Annotated in this window: 16 protein-coding genes and 1 pseudogene; 7 read left to right on the top strand and 10 right to left on the bottom strand. The window is 62.7% G+C overall.

Annotated elements, in window-relative coordinates; translation table 11 throughout:
* Positions 1-2: 2 nt before the first annotated feature.
* The 3 genes from NKH30_RS16770 to NKH30_RS16760 all read right to left on the bottom strand — a co-directional run bounded on the left by NKH30_RS16770 (position 3) and on the right by NKH30_RS16760 (position 3166).
* Entirely contained in the window at positions 3-302 is a 300-nt protein-coding gene (locus NKH30_RS16770) for a hypothetical protein (protein WP_352472757.1), read from the bottom strand.
* 94 nt (positions 303-396) lie between these two features.
* Positions 397-1797 carry an ArnT family glycosyltransferase gene (locus NKH30_RS16765; RefSeq protein WP_352835973.1) on the bottom strand — a complete coding sequence of 467 codons (1401 nt, stop codon included), beginning with the start codon at positions 1795-1797 and terminating at the stop codon, positions 397-399.
* Positions 1798-2005: 208 nt separating this feature from the next.
* Complete coding sequence (locus NKH30_RS16760; RefSeq protein ID WP_352996227.1) at positions 2006-3166, bottom strand: helix-turn-helix transcriptional regulator; 1161 nt, start codon at positions 3164-3166, stop codon at positions 2006-2008.
* A gap of 255 nt (positions 3167-3421) precedes the next feature.
* On the opposite strand from NKH30_RS16760, the gene NKH30_RS16755 reads away from it, so the two are divergent.
* From NKH30_RS16755 to NKH30_RS16745, 3 genes are all read left to right on the top strand, one after another.
* A complete protein-coding gene (locus tag NKH30_RS16755; RefSeq protein ID WP_023674818.1) occupies positions 3422-3820 on the top strand; it encodes an NADH:ubiquinone oxidoreductase subunit NDUFA12 in 399 nt (132 codons plus the stop codon).
* Between the two features lie 155 nt (positions 3821-3975).
* A complete protein-coding gene (locus NKH30_RS16750) occupies positions 3976-4458 on the top strand; it encodes a DUF2155 domain-containing protein (RefSeq protein ID WP_023674819.1) in 483 nt (160 codons plus the stop codon).
* A gap of 88 nt (positions 4459-4546) precedes the next feature.
* Complete coding sequence (locus NKH30_RS16745) at positions 4547-4915, top strand: hypothetical protein (protein ID WP_352472795.1); 369 nt, start codon at positions 4547-4549, stop codon at positions 4913-4915.
* Between the two features lie 82 nt (positions 4916-4997).
* On the opposite strand, the gene aat is transcribed toward NKH30_RS16745, so the two are convergent.
* The 6 genes from aat to NKH30_RS16715 all read right to left on the bottom strand — a co-directional run bounded on the left by aat (position 4998) and on the right by NKH30_RS16715 (position 10344).
* The gene (aat, locus tag NKH30_RS16740) at positions 4998-5615 is read right to left on the bottom strand and encodes a leucyl/phenylalanyl-tRNA--protein transferase (RefSeq protein ID WP_023674821.1); all 618 of its coding nucleotides are present in this window, start codon (positions 5613-5615) and stop codon (positions 4998-5000) included.
* 14 nt (positions 5616-5629) lie between these two features.
* Positions 5630-6973, bottom strand: coding sequence for an acetyl-CoA carboxylase biotin carboxylase subunit (accC, locus tag NKH30_RS16735; protein ID WP_023674822.1), 1344 nt, complete (start codon positions 6971-6973; stop codon positions 5630-5632).
* A 19-nt stretch (positions 6974-6992) separates the two neighbouring features.
* Entirely contained in the window at positions 6993-7451 is a 459-nt protein-coding gene (accB, locus tag NKH30_RS16730; RefSeq protein WP_292662508.1) for an acetyl-CoA carboxylase biotin carboxyl carrier protein, read from the bottom strand.
* 26 nt (positions 7452-7477) lie between these two features.
* Positions 7478-7912, bottom strand: coding sequence for a type II 3-dehydroquinate dehydratase (aroQ, locus tag NKH30_RS16725; protein ID WP_023717478.1), 435 nt, complete (start codon positions 7910-7912; stop codon positions 7478-7480).
* 163 nt (positions 7913-8075) lie between these two features.
* A complete protein-coding gene (locus NKH30_RS16720) occupies positions 8076-8879 on the bottom strand; it encodes a DsbA family protein (RefSeq protein ID WP_352996225.1) in 804 nt (267 codons plus the stop codon).
* Positions 8880-8949: 70 nt separating this feature from the next.
* A complete protein-coding gene (locus NKH30_RS16715; protein ID WP_352996223.1) occupies positions 8950-10344 on the bottom strand; it encodes a M48 family metalloprotease in 1395 nt (464 codons plus the stop codon).
* Between the two features lie 145 nt (positions 10345-10489).
* On the opposite strand from NKH30_RS16715, the gene NKH30_RS16710 reads away from it, so the two are divergent.
* Both NKH30_RS16710 and NKH30_RS16705 read left to right on the top strand, forming a co-directional pair.
* Positions 10490-11638: a pyridoxal phosphate-dependent aminotransferase gene (locus NKH30_RS16710; protein WP_352996221.1), complete on the top strand. Its 1149-nt coding sequence runs from the start codon at positions 10490-10492 to the stop codon at positions 11636-11638.
* Positions 11639-11649: 11 nt separating this feature from the next.
* Positions 11650-12596: pseudogene (locus tag NKH30_RS16705) on the top strand (glutaminase).
* Between the two features lie 197 nt (positions 12597-12793).
* On the opposite strand, the gene NKH30_RS16700 reads toward NKH30_RS16705, so the two are convergent.
* A complete protein-coding gene (locus NKH30_RS16700; protein ID WP_352996219.1) occupies positions 12794-15808 on the bottom strand; it encodes an Rne/Rng family ribonuclease in 3015 nt (1004 codons plus the stop codon).
* A 668-nt stretch (positions 15809-16476) separates the two neighbouring features.
* Between NKH30_RS16700 and NKH30_RS16695 the strand changes: the two genes are divergently transcribed.
* Entirely contained in the window at positions 16477-17739 is a 1263-nt protein-coding gene (locus tag NKH30_RS16695; RefSeq protein ID WP_352996217.1) for an N-acetylmuramoyl-L-alanine amidase, read from the top strand.
* Positions 17740-17953: 214 nt separating this feature from the next.
* Entirely contained in the window at positions 17954-20410 is a 2457-nt protein-coding gene (locus NKH30_RS16690; protein ID WP_352996215.1) for a penicillin-binding protein 1A, read from the top strand.
* Positions 20411-20471 lie beyond the last annotated feature (61 nt).

Genomic DNA, 20471 nt, shown 5'->3' with positions numbered 1-20471 from the left:
ATCTACTGCTTCACGACGCCTTTGGTTGTCGCCATCGGCGCGACGACCTTGGGCTTGGGGGTTTTCGGGCCGGGGTCGACTACCAATGCGGCCGTGCAGGAGCATTTGCCCGAACCGCAGTTCAGGTCGCCCTTGCACATTTTGGAATGCCGCATATCGGTGCAGTCGGCGGTCCCGGAGCAGGAGCAACTGCCTTGCCCAATCGTTCCGGACTGACATTTGAAGCTCCATGCCGGATCGGCGGCAAGGCCGGCCACAGCGAGCGATACGGCAAAAAGCGTCGTCGAGATGAGCTTGCGCATGAATACCTCCCGGTTCTATCGAGCGATGGAACCACGAAGCAGCAACGCCTTCATCTCCCGCGCGGGGGACGAACTCGCATACCGGTGACGATCGTCAATGCTGTCCCTTCAGCACGACGAGATAGCCGCGTTCGACGCGAAGCCGGAACGCGATTTGCCCTGCAGTGCCGGGATCCTTGGAAACCTTGTCGATGACATAGCCGCTGGGATGCGAGCCAAGCCATTCTTCCGGTTTGTCGGTGCTTTCGAACGGCTTTTGCAACCGGGCCAGGAAGCCGACTTCGCCCTGATAGTCGAAAGCCACGGCCCAGTCCGCATCCTTTCGCTCGTAGATGAAGTTGGCGAGCGGCGTCAGATCATAGCGTTTGAACGCGGTTGCCGATGCCACCGCGTGGCCAATGCCGAAAATGACAAGCATGACGATGGCCGAGCTCTTCAGCCTGGCGAGCGGGATCTCCGCCATGAAATAGCCGAACAGGATGACCACGAACGGCAACATCGGCACGACATAATGAGGCTGCTTGCCGGATATCGCGCTGAACACCAGAAACACGGCAACGAACGAGAATGACAGCAGGCGCAAGGCGCGCAGATCCGGCGACTTCGCGTCGATCAGGTTGCGTATCCGCGTGCGCAGCTTCAACCGCCACACCTCGGGTATGAAGATCCACGGTATGAACATGACGGGCAGCAGCAGCAGATAGAAATAGAACGGCCGGCCATGCGAATTGCGCAAATTGCCGGTGACGCGCCCCGCCGACTGGTTCCAGACGAGATCATAAACGAAATTGCCTTTTGTCAGGATGGTCGCCGGCACCAGCCAGATCGCCACCGGAATTAGTGCGGCGAGCAGGGCCAGGCCCACTCCAGCGAGGAAGTTCGGTGTCGTCAGTCCCGCCCGCCGGTCGCGCCAGAACGGGTAGAACAGGATGGGCGCGCCGATATGGATCAGCACCACTGGGCCTTTCGTCAGCACGCCCATGCCGATGAACAGCCCGGCCAGAACGGCCTGCCAGCGGTTGCCGCTGCGGGCAAAGGCAATCAACGACAACAGCGCGGCGAGCACAAAGACCGTCAGCAACAGGTCGAACAGGATCAGCGTCGAATAGATGACGAACACGCTGCTTCCGGCAACCAGCCAGGGGATGCGCCGAGCGATGTCGTCGCGGCCCGGAAACAGGGTCTTTGCCAACGCCGTCGTCAGCCAGATGACGAGCGAGGAGGCGGCGAAGATGACCAGCATCGCCGCCGGCCGGCTGGCGCCGAAAATGTTCCAGACAAGGTCGATCAGCCAAAACAGCAGTGGCGGCTTCTGCAGATAGGGCGCGAAATTCATCGTCGGGACGAAGATCTGTCCGCTCAGATACATTTCCCAGGTGACGCTGAGATATCGCGTTTCGTCGACGGGCAGCAGTGGCCGGAAAGCGACCGCGATTACGATCAGCCCAAGCAGAAAGAGGTAGGGGAGCAGCCGCTCGGTAGATGTCGGTGTCAAAGATCGAGATCCGCGCCAGAAACCATTTTCATTCCAGCCGAGCATAGTGCCGCGTTTCTGGACCGCGAACGACCGCACCATGATTTTGGCCGAATTGCAACGATGCCGGTTTCGTTTCCCAGATTTTGCGGACGATGGTGTCAAAGGTTTGAAAAACTTACCGGCCGAGTCTTTTGGACCGCTGCCGGTCCGGGGAACCTGAGCAAAATCAACTGGAGCGCAACGGCGGTGACAATTCGCGCATCAACAGTTCGAGCTCGCGCTGATCGCCGGTACCGGTCTTGTCGAAGATCGTCGCCAGCTGCGACTTGACGGTGCCGTCCGAGACGCCGCCGGCCGCGGCGATTTCCTTTCGCGTCAGGCCGGCGGCAACGTGACCGGCGACTCGCCTTTCTGCCGCGGTCAGTCCGAACAGCGCCGCAATGGCGTCCAGCGCCGGGGTCGGTGTCGAACCCGCCGCGGCGATGAAGATCGCTGCGGCGGCGCGTTGCGAGATGCGCGCCGAGATTTCACGCCGCGCCAGCGGCATGACATGGGCCACCGCCGGAACCACCGTCCTGGCCAGGGGAATGTTGATGCCGCAAGGTCCGAGCGCGAATTCGTCGCGCGTGCCGAGCTGGACGGCACGGCCGATCGCGGCGTTGGCGTTGGCATAGGTGAAGGAAAGCTGTCCGCGTACGCAAGCGACCGAGATGTTTTCGGCGAGCAGCGTTTCGGCTGACGGGTTGGCGAAGATGATGGTCATGTCTTCGGCCACGATCAGCACCGGATGGTCGAGGCTTTCGATGATGGAACGGAAGATTTCGGCCTTGCGCCGCTCGGCTTCGAACAGGTCGCCGATGGTCACCGCGCGCCGCACGTGCGGTGCCAGCAGGCTGACAAGCTCGAGATCCTCGCGGGAAATCTGGCGCCTGTCCTTGTCGGTCACCACCATCAACGTGCCGATCCGGGTCGGCCGCTTCATCAACGCCACCCAGAAGAAATCGTCCAGGCGGTTGGGTTGCACCCATTCGCGCACGATGCGGCTTTCGAGCCATCTCTGTCGCGTATCCGGGCCTTGCAGGGCGTAGATCGAATCGACGGTGAACGGCACGTCGATCTCCATCTTGGGAACCGCCGCATAGAACGGCACTTGCGAGCCGTAGTCATGCTTCAACGGCTCAAGAACTGCGGGATCGCCGCAGGACACCGAAAACCGCGCGGAGCTGCTGATCGTGTCGATGACGGCGAGCATGGCAAGCTGGCCTTCCGCCAGATTGCAGATGGCCTCGAGTGTCGCCTGCCAGCGGCCGACGTCGGCAATCGAATCGTAGATCGCCTCAACGACCTGCGGCAATGCGCGACCGGCCGTGCCCGCCAGCGATGACATGAGCCCCTCTCATTTGCCGTCCTTGAGGCAACGAAGCTTCAACTGCTAGAATAACGCTGCGTAAGGTTGCCAACAACCTATTTCATCTGCTTCGGACGGCCGCGAAAATAGCATGAACGTATCGCTTTCCCGTCAGCCATTTGCTCGCCTGTTGCGGCAAGACCCTTGCCTTCGCAATGCCGTGACGCCATAAGCAGGAACAGGCGCCGCAGCCGCCGCGAGGACTTGCTTCAAGGACTTGCCACGAGGATTTGGATGAAGACTTTCCTTCTGCAGTTTTTCACCTGGTGGAACAGCCAGACATTGGGAACGCGCTTCCACACCTGGCGGCACGGCAAGAAGGTCGGGCAGGACGAGGTCGGCAACGTCTACTATGAGGGCGGCGTCGATTCGGAAGGCCGCACCCGTCGCTGGGTCATCTACCGCGACTATTCGGAAGCCTCGGCGATTCCGCCCGGCTGGCATGGCTGGATCCATCATCGTGTCGACGTTGCGCCGCCAAGCGAAGACTACAAGCCACGCGACTGGCAAAAGCCGCATGTGCCGAACCTCACCGGCAGCCCCGCGGCCTATCGCCCGAAAGGCTCGGTGCTGACCAACCAGCATCGTCCGCAGGTGACGGGCGACTACGACGCCTGGACGCCTGGTTCGTGATCGATCGCCGCGACACGCGCGCGGTCCCCACGGGGGCGGTCCCACGAGGGCGGTCCTTTGTCGCCACAATTGCTGTTTAGCTGTTTGCTGATCCGACAGCAGCAACTAGCCTTGGCGTTAAGAGAATCACCCGGGCGCAAACCACCGGACCTTGCATGAGCATGTTCAGCCGAATTTTGACGGGCGGATTAACCGCGGTCGTTCTCGCTTCTATGGTGGCGCTCGCTACTGCGCAGGAATTGGCGCCGCCTGCGCCGGACGCGTCGGTGGCGCCTGCAGCACCGGCAGTATCCGAGCGCATCACCAATCCAGTCGCTGAATTCGCCGGCATCGACAAGATCACCGGCCGTATCATCACCTTCGATGTCTATATCGACGAGACGGTGCAGTTCGGCGCTTTGCAGGTGACGCCGCGCATCTGCTATTCGCGGCCCGAAAACGAAGAGCCGAAGACGGATTCGTTCGTCGAGGTCGACGAGATCACGCTCGATCGGAAAATACGCCGTATCTTCACCGGCTGGATGTTTGCCGAAAGCCCCGGGATCAACGCCGTCGAGCATGCCGTCTATGATATCTGGCTGAAGGGCTGCAAGCAGAAGTCCGACGTGCCGGCACCCGCCGCCCCCAAAACCAACTAGAATCTGTCAGTGCGCGGCGCATACCGCGCCCTGCGGAACCGCCGCGTTGCCCGAGCGTTGGTGCCTCTCTACGGAGGAGGTTGCCATGATGATGGCCAACAAGAACGAACTTCTCGACATCGAAAGGGGATTCTGGACCGGCGGTGCCGACTATTTCAAGGCCAATGCCGATACCGACTGCCTGGTGGCCTTCCCGCAGATGGCGCGGGTGATGAGCAATACCGATCTGGCCGCAACTGCCACGGACCCGAACCGCTGGCGCGATCTCGACATCGACCTCAAGGGCATCATCGAGCCGGGCAGCGACATCGTCATGCTGACCTACGAGGCGCGTGCGACGCGGCAAGATGGCGAAGCCTATGCGGCGCTGGTCAGCACCGGCTATGTCCACCGCGTCAATGGCTGGAAGATGATGTTCCACGCACAGACGCCGCTGGTGACGGCAGCAAAAGGCTGACCGGCCGCAAGAGCAATTCCAGGAAGTGTGAACGGCTTTCCGTCCGGAATTGCGTTCCTGTGAAACGATGAGCCATTCCAGGTTATGGAAAAAACACGGCCTCGCCCTTCAGCGCCTCGGCCAGCATCTTCTCGTACTTGCCGCGCGGCACGTCGATTGCACCGAAGCGTTTGAGATGCTCGGTGGTGAACTGCGTATCGAGCAGTGCAAAGCCACGCGCCTTCAGGCGTTCGACGAGGTGAACCAGGCAGGCCTTTGACGCGTCGGTCTCCCTGGCGAACATGCTCTCGCCGAAGAACACGCGGCCGAGCGATACGCCGTAGAGCCCCCCGACCAATCGGTCGTTGTGCCAGGCCTCGACCGAATGGCAATGGCCCATCCGATGCAGCTCGATATAGGCTTCGCGGATCGGCGCGTTGATCCAGGTCGACCGACGTTCCTCGCGCCTTTCAGCGCAGGCCTCGATCGTCGCCTCAAAGTCGAAATCGATGCGGAACTCGAACAGGTTCTTGCGGATCGTCTTTCTCAGGCTTTTCGGTATGTGGAACCCGTCGAGCGGAATGATGCCGCGCGTCTCCGGCCGCACCCAGAATACTTCGGGGTCATTGGCGCTTTCGGCCATCGGGAAGACGCCGGAGGCATAGGCTTTGAGCAAAAGGTCGGTCGGGATGCGATAACCGGGTGCGTAGGGACGGGTCATCGCTTCGCCCTGTATCACTCGCCTTCGGCCAGGTATTTTTCCAGCCAATGGATGTCGTAGTCGCCATTGGCGATGTCGGCGTTGCCAACGAGGTCGCGAAACAGTGGCAGCGTCGTCTTGATGCCGTCGACGACGAATTCGTCGAGCGCGCGCCGCAGCCGCATCATGCATTCGACGCGGTTGCGGCCATGCACGATCAGCTTGCCGATCAGGCTGTCGTAGTAGGGCGGGATCTTGTAGCCCGAATAGACGCCGGAATCGACGCGGATGCCGAGCCCGCCCGGCGTGTGGAAATGGGTGATGGTGCCCGGCGAGGGCGTGAAGGTGCGCGGATCCTCGGCATTGATGCGGCATTCTATGGCATGGCCGTGGAAGCGGATATCCTCCTGGCGCACCGAAAGCCCGCCGCCCGAGGCGACGCGGATCTGCTCGTGCACGAGGTCGATGCCGGTGATCGCCTCGGTCACCGGATGTTCGACCTGCAGGCGCGTGTTCATCTCGATGAAATAGAACTCGCCGTCCTCATAGAGGAATTCGATGGTGCCGGCGCCGGAATAGCCGAGATCGGCGATCGCCCTGGCGCAGACGCCGCCAATATGCGCGCGCTCCTCGGCATTGAGCGCCGGCGAGGGCGCTTCTTCCCAGACCTTCTGGTGGCGGCGCTGCAGCGAGCAGTCGCGCTCGCCGAAATGCACGCCGCGCCCGGCGCCGTCGCCGAACACCTGCACTTCGATATGGCGCGGCTTCTGCAGATATTTCTCGATATAGACTGCGTCGTCGCCGAAGGCCGCACCCGCCTCCGAGCGTGCCGTCTGCAGCGCCACCTCGAGATCGGCCTCGCTACGCGCCACTTTCATGCCGCGCCCGCCGCCGCCGGCCGATGCCTTGATGATCACGGGGTAGCCGATCGCGGCGGCAATGCGCTTGGCTTCCTTGTCCTCGGTGACCGCGCCGTCGGAGCCGGGCACCACGGGAATGCCGAGGCGTTTTGCGGTACGCTTGGCCTCGATCTTGTCACCCATGATGCGGATATGGTCGCCGGTCGGGCCGATGAAGGTGATGTTGTGCGCGGCGAGGATGTCGGCGAACTTGGCGTTCTCCGACAGAAAACCGTAGCCGGGATGCACCGCGTCGGCGCCGGTGATCTCGCAGGCGGCGACGATCTGGTGGATGTTGAGATAGCTGTCGCGCGACGGCGGCGGGCCGATGCAGACGCTCTCGTCGGCGAGACGCACATGCATGGCGTCGGCGTCGGCGGTCGAATGCACCACCACCGTCTGGATGCCGAGCTCCTTGCAGGCGCGCAGCACCCTGAGGGCGATTTCGCCGCGATTGGCGATGAGGATTTTCTGGAACATCTTTCGCCTGTTCCCGGCTCTACTCGATCACGACGAGCGGCATGCCATATTCGACCGGCTGCGCATCTTCAAACAGGATCGCCGTCACCGTGCCGGCGCGCGGCGAGGGGATCTGGTTCATCGTCTTCATTGCTTCGATGATCAGCAGCGTCTGGCCTTCCTTGACCTTCTGGCCGATTTCGATGAACGGCCTGGCGTCGGGCGACGGTGCCAGATAGGCGGTGCCGACCATCGGCGAGGCAACGGCGTTCTTCGACACGTCGGGCGTCGCCGGCGCGGCCGCTGCCGCAGGCTGCGCAGCTGCCGGGGCATAGGCCGGCTGAGCTGCGGCGACGGCATGGACGGCCGGCGCCTGCCGCGAGACGCGCACCTTCAGATCGCCCAGCTCGACCTCGATCTCGGTCAGGTTGGTGTCGTTCAGTATGCCCGCCAGATCGCGGATCAGCTGCTGGTCAACACCGTTCTTCTTTATCGACATTTTCGAGCCTTCTGTTTGTTGGCCGGTCATAGGCGTGCAGCCAGCGCCTGCAGCGCCAGCGTGTAGCCGAGCGGCCCGAACCCGCAGATCATGCCGACGGCGACCGGCGCGACCATGGAGACGTGGCGGAATGGTTCCCGCGCGTGGATGTTGGAGAGATGCACCTCAGCCACCGGCAGCGGCGCGACGGCGCGGATGGCATCGTGAATGGCGATCGAGGTATGGCCGTAGGCGCCCGGATTGATGACGATTGCGGCGGCCTTGTCGGCGGCCTCGTGGATCCAGTCGACGAGGTCGCCCTCATGGTTCGACTGGCGGAAATCGATCTCCAGCCCAAGTGCGGCACCTGCCTGCTTGCAGTCGTCGGCGATCGCGGCAAGCGTCTTGCCGCCATAGATGCCCGGCTCGCGCTTGCCGAGCGCGTTGAGATTGGGGCCGTTCAGGACGAAAACCGTTTTCAAAAAATGCCGACCTTTCCCGGCGCGGCTAAGCCGGCGCGCCGGACCCTCTATAATGGGCATAGACGCTGGCGAAAAGAGCGCAAGTGCGTTCTTTCGCCGTCCACAACAGCCGGAAAACGGCCCGTGCCGGAAACCCGCAGCCTAATCGAAACCCGAATGCTGATCAGAGCGCGGCCTTCGCCGCCTCGATCTTTTCGGCCAGCACTTCCTTGCCAAGCGCGCCGAACACCACCTCGTTGCCGACGACATAGGACGGCGTTCCGGTGATGGCGAGCTTGGTGGCGAGGTCATAGGTCTTGGAGAAGGCCTCGGTGATGCTCGGGTCCTTCATCTTTTCGCGCAGCGCCGCCTCGTCGGCGCCGAGCGACAGCGCCACCTTGATCGCCGCCGCCTCGGTGGCGCGCCCCTGGCCGCCGAGCAGGGCATTGTGGAATTCGCCGTATTTCTCCGGCTTCATCAAATGGAAGGCCATCGAGACGACGCTCGCCTTCTGCGAATCCGGGCCGAGGATCGGGAACTCCTTGAGCACGAAGCGCAGGTCCGGATCGGCCTTGGTCAGCGCGCGCATGTCGTCGATGGCGCGTTTGCAGTAGCCGCAATTATAATCATAGAATTCGACGATGGTGACCTTGCCGTTCGGATTGCCGACAACACCGTCGAATGAGGAATTGAAGATCTGGTCCTTGGCGTCTTTGATGACACCGAGACTGGCGACGCGCTGTTCTTCCTTCTGCTTGGCCTCGAGTGCCTGCTGGGCCTCCAGAAGCACTTCCGGGTTCTTCAGGAGATAGTCGCGGACGATGCCTTCGACTTCGGCACGGTCGAGCTTGGTACCTGAGGACGTCGTCTGGGCAAGCTGTGCCATGCCGGCCTTCGCCGTCTGCGGATTGCCGGCGACGAAGCCGAACGCCAGCATCGCTAGAGCCGCTGCCACTCCGGTAGTGCCCAGCAGAATTGCCTTTGTCATGATCCTCGATCCTCTTGCCTGTGTTCGGGTCCGCCCGGTTTGGCTGTGTCGCAGCCTGCGTCCGAAAGGTTCACTTCTTCTTACCTGATGGTGCGTAGTTTATAATGTCCTGCGCGCGAAGCCAGCCCGGCTCGCCCCGCTTCATGCTCTGCTGCGCCCGCATGGCGAAGATTTTCGCATTCTTGTAGTCGCCGGAATAGAAATGCCCTTCGGCGGTTGCAAGCTCGGCGGCCGGGATGTTGCCGAGTTCCCCGTAAGCCTGTGCCAGATAGCGGTATCCGGCGGCGTTTTCGCGATCCCGTCCGAGGCCGGTGTTGATCTGCGCCACCGCCTTCTTCAGCGAATCCTGCGCGCCGATCGCCATCAGCGCCTGGCCGTACGAGACCGGCAGCAGCCCCGATCGCGCCGGATCGAGGCTGACCGACTTGGCATAGGCGTCCGCCGCATCCTTCGGCCGGTTCGCCTTCATCAGGATGTCGCCGCGCAATTCCTGGAAATAGGGATTCTTCGGCTGTTCCTTGATCAACGCGTTGGTCTTGGTGAGCGCCGACGCCAGATTGCCGAACAGATAGGTCATCTGCGCGTCGCCATAGCGTGAGGCGAGGCTGCCGGGGTTCTTGCGCATCAATCGCGACGCCGCCGCCTGGCCCTGCATGTAGGCGGCGATCTTGATGCGCATCATGTCGTGGCGCTGCTGCAGTGCCGGCGGGTCGACCTTGTCGACGTAAGGGCTCTGCTTCACCAGCACTTCGAGATTGGCGATACGCTCCTGCGGCATCGGATGGCTGATCCTGTAGGGATCGACTTGCGCGCCCGAGAGCGACAATGCGTTCTGGAAGCGGCCAAACGTCTTCAGCATGCCCATGCCGGACTGGCCGGTTGCATTGAGATAGGTGATCGCCGAACGGTCGGCGGTCATCTCTTCGGTGCGCTGATAAGCGAGGATACTGCGTTGCGCCATCTCGCCGCCGCCGGCCACCACGCCCATGCCGGCGCCGGCGAGACCGCGGCTGTTGCTGGTGGCGCCGGCCACCATGGCGCCGGCGCCAAGCAGCGTCGCCAGGATCGCCATCGTCTTGGCGCGCTCGAGCTGTTCTCGCAATTTCTGCTGGTGTCCGCCGGCGATATGGCCGGCCTCGTGGGCAATGACGCCAATGATCTCGTTGGGCGTTTCGGCCGTCATCAGCGCGCCGGTGTTGATGAACAGCCGGCGGCCGGCAACAAAGGCGTTGAAGCTCTGGTCGTTGACCAGCACGATGTTGATGGCGTCGCCCGACAAGCCCGCCGCCTTGAAGATCGGCCGCGCGTAATCGCGCACCAGCGCCTCGATCTCGGCATCGCGCACAACCGGCACATTCTGCGCAAAGGCATTGACCGAGCCGGCTATGGCGACCACCACGGCAAGCGAAAGCATCGCGAGGGCGCGCGCTGTCCTGGCGATCGTCGATTTGGGTCGGCTCAACATGGCAGGTCCACTGGTAGACGAGTGGGCGAAGGATGAAAAGTCGGCAGCCTAAACTTACCGAACTTGTGATCCCCACACCAATCGGGCATTTGTGCGGCGCGGCCAGCATGGCCGGCACGTGTGGACAAGTGTGGTGGATTGAAAAATGGTTGTTTCGCTTTCGCGCCGCGGCGCGGTCGAACCGTTCCATGCTATGGACATCCTGGCCGAGGCGAATCGGCTGAAAGCCAAGGGCCTGCCGGTCGTTTCTATGGCCGTCGGCCAGCCTTCCGATCCGGCGCCGGCCGGGGTTCGCGAAGCGGCGGCCAATGCCTTGAAGACAGGCCGCATCGGCTATACCGACGCGCTGGGCCTCGCCGGCCTGCGCAAGGCGATCGCGGCGCATTATGGCGAGCATTACGGGCTTGACGTTTCGCCCGAGCGGATAGCCGTCACCACCGGATCGTCGGCTGCCTTCAACCTCGCTTTCCTGGCAATGTTCGATCCAGGCGACCGCGTCGCCATCGCTGCGCCCGGCTATCCTGCCTATCGCAACATCATGGCCGCGCTCGGCATCGACATCGCCGAGATCGAGTTGGACGGCGCCGCCTATCTGCATGCCGAGCACCTGCAAGCCGCGCACCGCGAAAAACCGCTGAAGGGCGTGCTGTTCGCCAGCCCGGCCAACCCGACCGGCGCGGTCATTCCCGCCGGCGATCTCGAGGCGCTGGTCAAAACGGCGCAAGAGCTCGGCATCGCCGTCATCTCGGACGAAATCTATCACCGGCTGGCCTATGCGGCGCCCGACACGACGGCGCTTGCTTTCGGCGCGGATGTGACGGTGATCAATTCCTTCTCGAAATATTATTGCATGACCGGCTGGCGCATCGGCTGGATGGTGCTGCCGCAGGAACTGGTGCGGCCAGTCGAGCGCATCGCCCAGAGCCTCTACATCTCGCCGCCCGAACTGTCCCAGATTGCCGCGATCGAGGCATTCAAGGCGACGCCAGAGCTGGAAGCGGTGAAGGCGCGCTATGCCTGGAACCGCGAGCTCCTGATACAACGCCTGCCGGAGCTCGGCTTTGCTTTGGCCGCGCCCATGGACGGCGCGTTCTACGCCTTCTGCGACGTCACCAGGCACACCAATGACAGCATGGCGTTTGCGCGCAGGATGCTTGCCGAGGCGCATGTGGCGGCGACGCCGGGCCGCGATTTCGACCCGCTGCAAGGCCATCGCACGATGCGCTTTTCCTATGCCGGCAGCCACGACGACATGGTCGAGGCGATGGCGCGTATCGAACGCTGGCTGAAGTAGCGGGGGCGACGATGCCGGAGCTTGAACAGGCGCCCCAGCTTGAACAGGCGTTGCGCGAGGTCGCTGCCGAAATGGCGGAGCGTACCGATCGCGGCGACGTCGCCAGCTATATCCCCCAGCTCGGCAAGATCGATCCGAAAAAATTCGGCATTGCCGCGGTGACCAATGACGGCCGCATGCTGACCGCGGGCGACGCCGACGAGGCGTTTTCGATCCAGAGCATCTCAAAGGTGTTCACGCTGACGCTGGCGCTCGGCAATGTCGGCGACGCGCTGTGGCAGCGGGTTGGGCGCGAACCTTCGGGCAATCCGTTCAACTCGATCGTCCAGCTCGAGCACGAGAACGGCATTCCGCGCAATCCATTCATCAATGCCGGCGCCATCGTCGTCTCCGACATCCTGCTTGCCGGCCATCAGCCGCGCGAGGCGATCGGCGAGATCCTGCGCTTCATCCAGTTCCTGGCCGATGACGACACCATCGTCATCGACCGCGAGGTCGCGGCGTCCGAACGCGCCACCGGCTTTCGCAATTTCGCGCTTGCCAATTACATGAAATCGTTCGGCAATCTTCACCATGCGCCGGAACTGGCGCTGGGCGTCTATTTCCACCATTGCGCTATCGCCATGAGCTGCCGGCAACTGGCCCTGGCTGGCCGCTTCCTTGCCAATGGCGGCAAGAACCGGCGACCGGGCATTCCGTCGTCTCGGCAGAGCGCGCCCGCCGCATCGGCGCGATGATGCTGACCTGCGGCCACTATGACGGCTCCGGCGACTTCGCTTTCCGCGTAGGCATTCCCGGCAAGAGCGGCGTTGGCGGCGGCATATTGGGGATCGTGCCGGGCGTCGCCTCGCTTGCCGTCTGGTCCCCTGGCCTCAATGCCAACGGCAATTCCAGGCTGGGCTCGATCGCGTTGGAAAAACTGGCGAAGACGATGAACTGGTCGATCTTCGCACCATAAGCATTTTGCAGCCAAATGGAATCATTTGGCGTCCGCACAAATGCAGCAAAACAAACAGTTAGAGCGGAATGCCCCATTCAATTGAATGCATTCCGCTCTGGTGCCTGTCGCCTGAATTGGAGCAAAAAATCCCGCGCAGCCGATCCGCAGCGCGGGATTTTTTTTAATCAGAAAGTCTGGCTAATGCGCGGAAAAGCTTAGAAAAAGCCCTTCCGCTGCCACCAGCCGGCACGCTTCGGCTTGTCCTCGGCCTTTGCTTCCTCGGTCTTTGCCTCGTCGGCCTTTGCCTCGTCCGGGACGATCGAGGAGACGACCGGCACGACCGGAGCATCCACCGGTACGGGCTTGCGCCGCGACGGCCGGACCTTCGGCGTTTCCCCGGCAGCCGCCACTTCGGTCTCCTGCGACACCGGTGCGGGGGTCTCGCCGGAAGCCACGGAGGCGGCCTCGGCAGCCGATGTCTCGGCGCCCGCAATCTCGGCAACTGCTTCCGCCGCAACCTTCTTCGGCTTGGCGGCGCGGCGCGGCTTCTTCGGCTTTTCGGCGCTCGGCGTGTCGTCGTTCGCCGGAGCACGCACCGCAAGCTCTTCGGCCGGCGGCGCACCTTCCGGCTCGCCGGTCACGGGCTGTGCTTCCGACACCGCACCTTCCGTCATGGCGGCCGGCTCGCCGGCGCTGGCTTCGATCTCGCCTTCGCCCTCTTCGCGGCGATTGCGCTTGCCGCCGCGCTTGCCGCGCCGGCGCTTCTTGCCGTGACCGTCGTCCGCCGCTTCCGCCGTTTCGGCAACACCGGCCGGCGCTTCACGTTCCGCTTCGGCACCTTGATCGCCGGCGGCGACGAAGGCATCGTCTATCGGCGCCGAAACGGAAGCACCTTCCACAGCAGCGCCATGCTCGCGATCGCCATGTTCGCGTTCCCCGTGCTCACGATCCCCGTGTTCACGATCCCCATGTTCACGATCCTTGCCGCCGCGCCGTCTGCGGCGCTTGCGGCGCTTGCGATCGCGGCCTTCGCCGTCCTCGCCGGACCTTGGCTGCTGCGGCTGCTGGGCAGGGCGTGGCTGCTCGGCCTGCACCGGTTCCTCGTCTTCCTCTTCGATGACGATCTCGTCCTCGGGTTCTTCCGGCTCGACATAGGCCGGGAACGTGCGCGCCTCGACAAAGCCTTCCGGCTTTTCGGCCAGCGCGCCGCGGAAGATGGCATAGTGTTGTGCACCGACCGCGTCATCGGCTTCGATGGTGATGGTCACGCCGAAGCGATGCTCGAATTCCACCAGCGTGCCGCGCTTGTGATTGAGCACATAGAGCGCGGTCGCCGCCGGCGTCCGCACCGTGATGTGGCTGCGCGAATCCTTGAGCAGGAATTCCTCGATTGCCCGCACCACCATCAGCGCGACCGACGAATCGGAGCGCACATGGCCGGTGCCGCCGCAATGCGGGCAAGGCTTCATCGTCGATTCCAGCACGCTGGCACGGATGCGCTGGCGCGACATCTCCATCAGGCCGAAATGCGAGATGCGGCCGACCTGGATGCGGGCACGATCGTTCTTGAGGTGATCCTTCAGCCGCTTCTCGACGGAGCGGTTGTTGCGGTTCTCCTCCATATCGATGAAGTCGATGACGATGAGGCCGGCGAGATCACGCAGCCTCAATTGCCGGGCGACTTCCTCGGCGGCTTCCAGATTGGTGTGAAGTGCGGTGTCCTCGATCGAGTGCTCCTTGGTGGAACGGCCCGAATTGACGTCGATGGCGACCAGCGCTTCCGTCTGGTTGATGATGATGTAGCCGCCGCTCTTCAGCGTCACCTGCGGCTGCAGCATGCGGTCGAGCTGCGCTTCGATGCCGTTGCGCACAAAGATCGGCGTCGTGTCGCGGAACGGCTGAACCACCTTGGCGTGGCTCGGCATCAGCATGCGCATGAAGTCCTTGGCCTCACGGTAGCCTTCTTCGCCGGAAACCAGGATCTCGTCGATATCCTTGTTGTAAAGGTCGCGCACCGAGCGCTTGATCAGGCTGCCTTCCTCGTAAACCAGGGCAGGGGCCGTGGATTGCAGCGTCAGATTGCGGACGTTTTCCCAAAGCCGCATCAAATATTCGTAGTCGCGCTTGATCTCTGCCTTGGTGCGGCTTTCGCCTGCCGTACGCAGGATGACACCCATGCCTTGCGGCACTTCGAGATCGGCGACCACTTCCTTCAGCCGCTTGCGGTCCTGCGCATTGGTGATCTTGCGCGAAATACCGCCGCCGCGGGCCGTGTTCGGCATCAGCACCGAATAGCGGCCGGCCAACGACAGGTAGGTGGTCAGCGCTGCACCCTTGTTGCCGCGCTCTTCCTTGACGACCTGCACCAGCAGGATCTGCCGGCGCTTGATCACTTCCTGGATCTTGTACTGGCGACGGACCGGCTTGCGGCGGTTGCGCACTTCTTCCAGCGCGTCCTCGGCACCGACCGATTCGACCTCGTGATCGTCCGGATGCGAGGATTGCACCTCTTCCAGCATGCCGCGATCATTGTCTTCGGAGGTTGCTTCGCCGCTTGTCTCGGTCCCGCTTGTCTCGGGCCCGCTTACCTCGACTTGCGGGACGGCTTCCGAGATTACGTCGGCATCGACGCTGGCAGCGATGGAACTGGAACCGCCTTCGGACGGCTCGGTCTCACCGCGATCGGCGGCTTCATCGCTCTGCCCGGCGGCACCCTCGCTCTGTCCGGCAATGTCGGACATGGTGTTGTCGTCAACGGCATCCAGCTTTTCTGCGACGGCATCTTCGCCGTTCTCGCCATTCTCGCCGTCGGCCGCGCCTGCCTCGCGCCTGTGCTCGCCGCGGTCGCGGCTCTTGCCGCCGCGCCGGCGTCCGCGCTTGCCACGGTCGCGGCTCTGGCGGTCCTCGCCTTCGGCGGCTTCCTCGTCCTCTTCGTCCTGGGCTTCCTGTGCTTCCGCACGCAGCAGCGCCTGACGGTCGGCGACCGGAATCTGGTAGTAGTCGGGGTGTATTTCACTGAAGGCGAGGAAACCGTGACGGTTGCCGCCATATTCGACAAAGGCTGCCTGAAGAGAAGGTTCGACGCGCGTTACGCGGGCGAGATAGATGTTTCCTTTGAGCTGCTTCTTGTCCTGAGATTCAAAGTCGAATTCTTCAATACGGTTACCGCGAACGACGACAACGCGTGTTTCCTCCGGGTGGGAGGCGTCTATCAGCATTTTGTTGGGCATTATTTCGTTTCCTCCCGGCAGCCGTCGGCCGCAGCTTGCGAGGCAATGCCCGCTGCCGTGGACCTGGAACATGGGTGCCGGACAATTGAACGTCCGCCGGCCGCTGCCTGAGCGCCATGGCGGTGCCGCCCGCAGCCGTAGTGGCGCGGTTTGTTGCGGACCTTTCCATGATTGCGCTTGAAGCCATCGTCACCAGCAGAACCTTTTGAACCAAAGCCCGGGAAAAACCGGACCAGCTTGTTTGCTCATACAGAGCCGGCACGGGACAATCCCGGCCGTTTTGCTCACGCAGGCGATTCCCCCGCCACGGGAGCACGCCTGCGAAAATCGTCGCGATCACCGATGCCTTCTTCGCCTGAAGCGAAAGGAGCCGTCTTGCGTCTGACCTGTAGCAGGAAGCTGCGGAGGAGGACGGTTCCAGGATTGCAGTGATCCACCATCGCTTTTATGATTTGGCGGGTTGGAAGGCAACCCCGATTCCCGATGCCGGCAAAAAGCCGTTCCGCAGCGGAAGCCCAGGTCCCAAGCCTTCCATGAAAAGGCTTGGTTAACCTTCTCTGGATACCAATCGTTAATCGAGTTCGCGGTCTGCCGGCACTTTGACAAGCGACAGGGCACTTCGACAAGCGATCGGGCATGACGCCAAAACGGGAGCGATTGGTAGAAAGATGGGACTGGCAGGCTTCGCAGACAAGGGCCGTCATCATGGAGGCTGGTTCTTCCGCACCGCCTGCCTGCTGCCGCTGATCCTGGCTTGCCTGGTCTTTTCGCCGCTTTCGCGTGCTGCCGACGTACCGCTCGGCGCCATAAGCTACAAGATGGCCGGCGATGCCACCAAGATGCGCATCGTCATCAATTTCGACCGCGAGCCCGACATCAAATGGTTCCTGCTGCGCGGCCCCAATCGCCTGGTCATCGATCTGCCGGCCACCAAATTTGCCCTCAATGCCAAGGATGTAAAGCCGCGCGGCCTTGTCCGCGCCGTGCGTTACGGCGAGCTCGGCGAGGGGAAATCGCGGCTGATTCTCACCGGCAAGGGACCGTTCGCCGTCGACAATCTCGACGTGCTCAAGAACGGTGACGGCAACGGCTACCGCATTGCCATCGACATGTCGGCGGCCTCGCAGCGGGAATTCGACGCAGCGCTCGCCAATCAGGCGCTGACCACCGGTTCGACGGTCTCCGCCGACAAGGCCGGCAGGGTCGGTACCGGGCCGGTCTCCAATCCGGGCCATCGTTTCACCGTCGTCATCGATCCCGGCCATGGCGGCATCGACGGCGGTGCCGAGGGCCTGAACGGGACGGTCGAAAAGAACGTGACGCTCGCCTTTGCCATGGAACTGCGCGACAAGCTCGCCGCCAGCGGCAAATACGACGTGTTCCTGACGCGCGAAACGGACGAGTTCCTGCGGCTCGACGACCGCGTGCGCATTGCCCGACAGCATGAGGCCGACCTGCTCATCTCGATCCATGCGGACACGATCAGCCTCAAGGGCATTCGCGGCGCAACCGTCTACACCGTGTCCGACAAGGCTTCCGATCCCGAGGCGCAGGCGCTTGCCGACCGTGAAAATCTTTCCGACCAGTTCGCCGGCATGGAGATCAAGGACGACAGCAAGGAAGTGACCGATATCCTGATCGACCTGATCCGCCGCGAGACGCATAGTTTTTCGATGAGCTTCGCCCATACTCTCGTCGGCCAGCTTTCCACCAGCGTCGGTCTGATCAACAACCCGCAGCGTTCTGCCGGCTTCAAGGTGCTGAAGGCGCCGGACGTTCCATCCGTGCTGGTCGAACTCGGCTATCTGTCGAACGCCAAGGACGAAGCGCAGTTGCTCAGCGCCGATTGGCGCAACAAGGCGACCCAGAGCATAACCAACGCCGTTGCCCTGTTTGCTTCGGCCAAGAGCGGAACCGGGGCCGGAGGCTGAAATGTCCGCCGGCGCCCACAACCTGAAGCAGCGTTGCACGGCGACAACACCCTGTGCTTTTATTTCCGGCATTCGAAACCGAAATTCCACGCTGCCGTATTTTGCCCACATGGTCGCGACATGGATTTTGCGATTACGGTTTGGGATCGTCCCGAAAGCTTGCGTGAAGGGCGGCTTCGTTTAGGAAATTCCCGAACCAAGGACTGGAGCGGGTATGATTCGTCTCATTGGCTATTTCTTCGGCATCGGCACGACGCTGGCCCTTTTGGTCGCGGCGGGCGTTGCGATCTATATCGGCCATTTGTCGAAGGACCTGCCCGATTACGAGGTGCTGGCCAAATACGAGCCGCCGGTGACGACCCGCATCCACGCGTCGGATGGCGCGCTGATGGCCGAATATGCGCGTGAGCGGCGGCTTTATCTGCCGATTCAGGCGATTCCGGATCGTGTCAAGGCGGCCTTCCTGTCGGCCGAGGACAAGAACTTTTACAATCACCCCGGCATCGACGTGACCGGCCTTGGCCGGGCCATTGTCGTCAACCTGCAGAATGTTGGTTCGGGAAAGCGCCAGGTCGGCGCCTCAACGATCACCCAGCAGGTGGCGAAGAACTTCCTGTTGTCTTCAGACCAGACCTACGAGCGCAAGATCAAGGAGATGATCCTCGCCTTCCGCATCGAGCAGGCCTACTCGAAGGATCGCATTCTCGAGCTCTATCTCAACGAGATTTTCTTCGGCTTCGGCGCCTATGGCGTCGCCGGTGCTGCGCTCACCTATTTCGACAAATCGGTGAACGAGCTCACCGTGGCCGAAGCCGCCTATCTCGCCTCCCTGCCGAAGGGGCCGAACAACTACCATCCCTTCAAGCATGCCGATCGCGCCTTGGAGCGCCGCAACTGGGTCATCGACCAGATGGTCGAGAACGGCTACGTCACGCATGAAGAAGGCGAGAAGGCCAAGGCCGAGCCGCTCGGCGTCACGCCGCGCCGCACCGGCAACTATCTCTTCGCCGGGGAGTATTTCACCGAGGAAGTGCGTCGCCAGATCATCGCGCGCTACGGCGAGAATGCGCTCTACGAAGGCGGCCTTTCCGTCCGCACGACGCTCGATCCGAAGATGCAGCTGATTGCCCGCAAGGCCATGCAGAACGGACTTATGAAGTTCGACACGCTGCGCGGCTACCGCGGGCCGGTCACGAGCATCGACGTTTCCGGCGACTGGGGTGTGCCGCTGGGCAACGTCAAGCGGTTGGAGGATGTGCCGGAATGGTCGCTCGCCGTCGTGCTCGACAGCTCGGCCACCGGCCTGTCCATCGGCCTGCAGCCGACGCGCCAGATCTCCGGCGAAATCGTCACGGACCGCGTCGAAGGCACCGTCAGCAAGGAAGACATGAGCTTCGCCATGCGCCACGTCGTCGACGGCAGGACCGTCAAGGCGAAGTCGCCGGCCGACGTGCTGAAGCCGGGCGACGTGATTTTTGTGCAGAAGAACGACGGCTCGGACAACAGCTACAGCTTGCGCCAGGTTCCCGAAGTGGAAGGCGGCCTGATCGCCATGGATCCGCATACCGGACGCGTCCTGGCCATGGTCGGCGGTTTCTCCTACGCGCAGTCGGAGTTCAACCGGTCGACGCAGGCTATGCGCCAGCCGGGATCGTCGTTCAAGCCGATCGTCTATTCGGCCGCCCTCGACAATGGCTATACGCCCGCCTCCGTGATCATGGACGGGCCGATCACCATCCAGAGCGGCAACACGACCTGGACGCCCAAGAATTACGACGGAACGGTGGCCGGCCCGGCGACCTTGCGGTCCGGCATCGAGAAATCGCGCAACCTGATGACGGTGCGGCTTGCCAACGACATGGGCATGAAGCTGGTCGTGGAATATGCCGAGCGTTTCGGTGTCTACGATCACCTGGCGCCGTATCTGCCGATGGCGCTGGGATCCGGCGAGACGACGGTGATGCGCATGGTGTCGGCCTATTCGATCATGGCCAATGGCGGCAAGTCGATCAAGCCGTCGCTGATCGACCGCATCCAGGACCGCTACGGCAAGACCGTCTTCAGGCAGGACGAACGCGGCTGCTCGAACTGCAACGCCGCCGAGTGGCAGAACCAGCCAGAGCCGGAGCTGGTCGACAATTCCGAGCAGGTGCTCGATCCGATGACCGCCTACCAGATCACATCGATGATGGAGGGCGTCGTGCAACGCGGCACCGGCGCCACCATCAACGAGCTCGGCCGTCACATCGCCGGCAAGACCGGAACGACCAACGACGAAAAGGATGCCTGGTTCATCGGCTATACGCCGAACCTCGTTGTTGGCCTCTATATGGGCTACGATCAGCCGAAAGGCCTTGGCAAGGGCGCGACCGGCGGCGGCCTTGCCGCGCCGATCTTCAAGGATTTCATGCGCGTGGCGCTGGACGGCACGCCCAATGTCGACTTCAAGGTTCCGGACGGCATGAAGCTGATTGCGATCAATCGCAAGACCGGCATGCGAGCCAACGCGGGTGACGCCGGAACCATCATCGAAGCCTTCAAGCCGGGTACCGGTCCCGCCGACAGCTACTGGGTGATCGGCATGGGTGCGGACGGCTCCAACGCCACCGGCGGGGCGCTGTCGCCGCAGGCCAACCAGGCCATCCAGTCGGGCGGCGGCGGGCTCTACTGACAATCGCTACATCGGGTCGGGCCGGCTTGACGATGATGGTCGAGCCGGTCCATTCCGCTTT

It is taken from the genome of Mesorhizobium sp. M1273 (genome assembly GCF_040318195.1).
Taxonomy (GTDB): Bacteria; Pseudomonadota; Alphaproteobacteria; order Rhizobiales; family Rhizobiaceae; genus Mesorhizobium.
The sequence above is the reverse complement of the archived record's forward strand: the minus strand, read 5'-3'. Positions and strand labels throughout refer to the sequence as shown.

What these genes read in the sequence shown, in the direction of transcription:
- NKH30_RS16770 (WP_352472757.1), bottom strand. Translation starts at nt 302, where the DNA reads ATGCGCAAGCTCATCTCGACGACGCTTTTTGCCGTATCGCTCGCTGTG.
- NKH30_RS16760 (WP_352996227.1), bottom strand. Translation starts at nt 3,166, where the DNA reads ATGTCATCGCTGGCGGGCACGGCCGGTCGCGCATTGCCGCAGGTCGTT.
- NKH30_RS16755 (WP_023674818.1), top strand. Translation starts at nt 3,422, where the DNA reads ATGAAGACTTTCCTTCTGCAGTTTTTCACCTGGTGGAACAGCCAGACA.
- NKH30_RS16750 (WP_023674819.1), top strand. Translation starts at nt 3,976, where the DNA reads ATGAGCATGTTCAGCCGAATTTTGACGGGCGGATTAACCGCGGTCGTT.
- NKH30_RS16745 (WP_352472795.1), top strand. Translation starts at nt 4,547, where the DNA reads ATGATGGCCAACAAGAACGAACTTCTCGACATCGAAAGGGGATTCTGG.
- aat (WP_023674821.1), bottom strand. Translation starts at nt 5,615, where the DNA reads ATGACCCGTCCCTACGCACCCGGTTATCGCATCCCGACCGACCTTTTG.
- accC (WP_023674822.1), bottom strand. Translation starts at nt 6,973, where the DNA reads ATGTTCCAGAAAATCCTCATCGCCAATCGCGGCGAAATCGCCCTCAGG.
- accB (WP_292662508.1), bottom strand. Translation starts at nt 7,451, where the DNA reads ATGTCGATAAAGAAGAACGGTGTTGACCAGCAGCTGATCCGCGATCTG.
- NKH30_RS16720 (WP_352996225.1), bottom strand. Translation starts at nt 8,879, where the DNA reads ATGACAAAGGCAATTCTGCTGGGCACTACCGGAGTGGCAGCGGCTCTA.
- NKH30_RS16715 (WP_352996223.1), bottom strand. Translation starts at nt 10,344, where the DNA reads ATGTTGAGCCGACCCAAATCGACGATCGCCAGGACAGCGCGCGCCCTC.
- NKH30_RS16710 (WP_352996221.1), top strand. Translation starts at nt 10,490, where the DNA reads ATGGTTGTTTCGCTTTCGCGCCGCGGCGCGGTCGAACCGTTCCATGCT.
- NKH30_RS16700 (WP_352996219.1), bottom strand. Translation starts at nt 15,808, where the DNA reads ATGCCCAACAAAATGCTGATAGACGCCTCCCACCCGGAGGAAACACGC.
- NKH30_RS16695 (WP_352996217.1), top strand. Translation starts at nt 16,477, where the DNA reads ATGGGACTGGCAGGCTTCGCAGACAAGGGCCGTCATCATGGAGGCTGG.
- NKH30_RS16690 (WP_352996215.1), top strand. Translation starts at nt 17,954, where the DNA reads ATGATTCGTCTCATTGGCTATTTCTTCGGCATCGGCACGACGCTGGCC.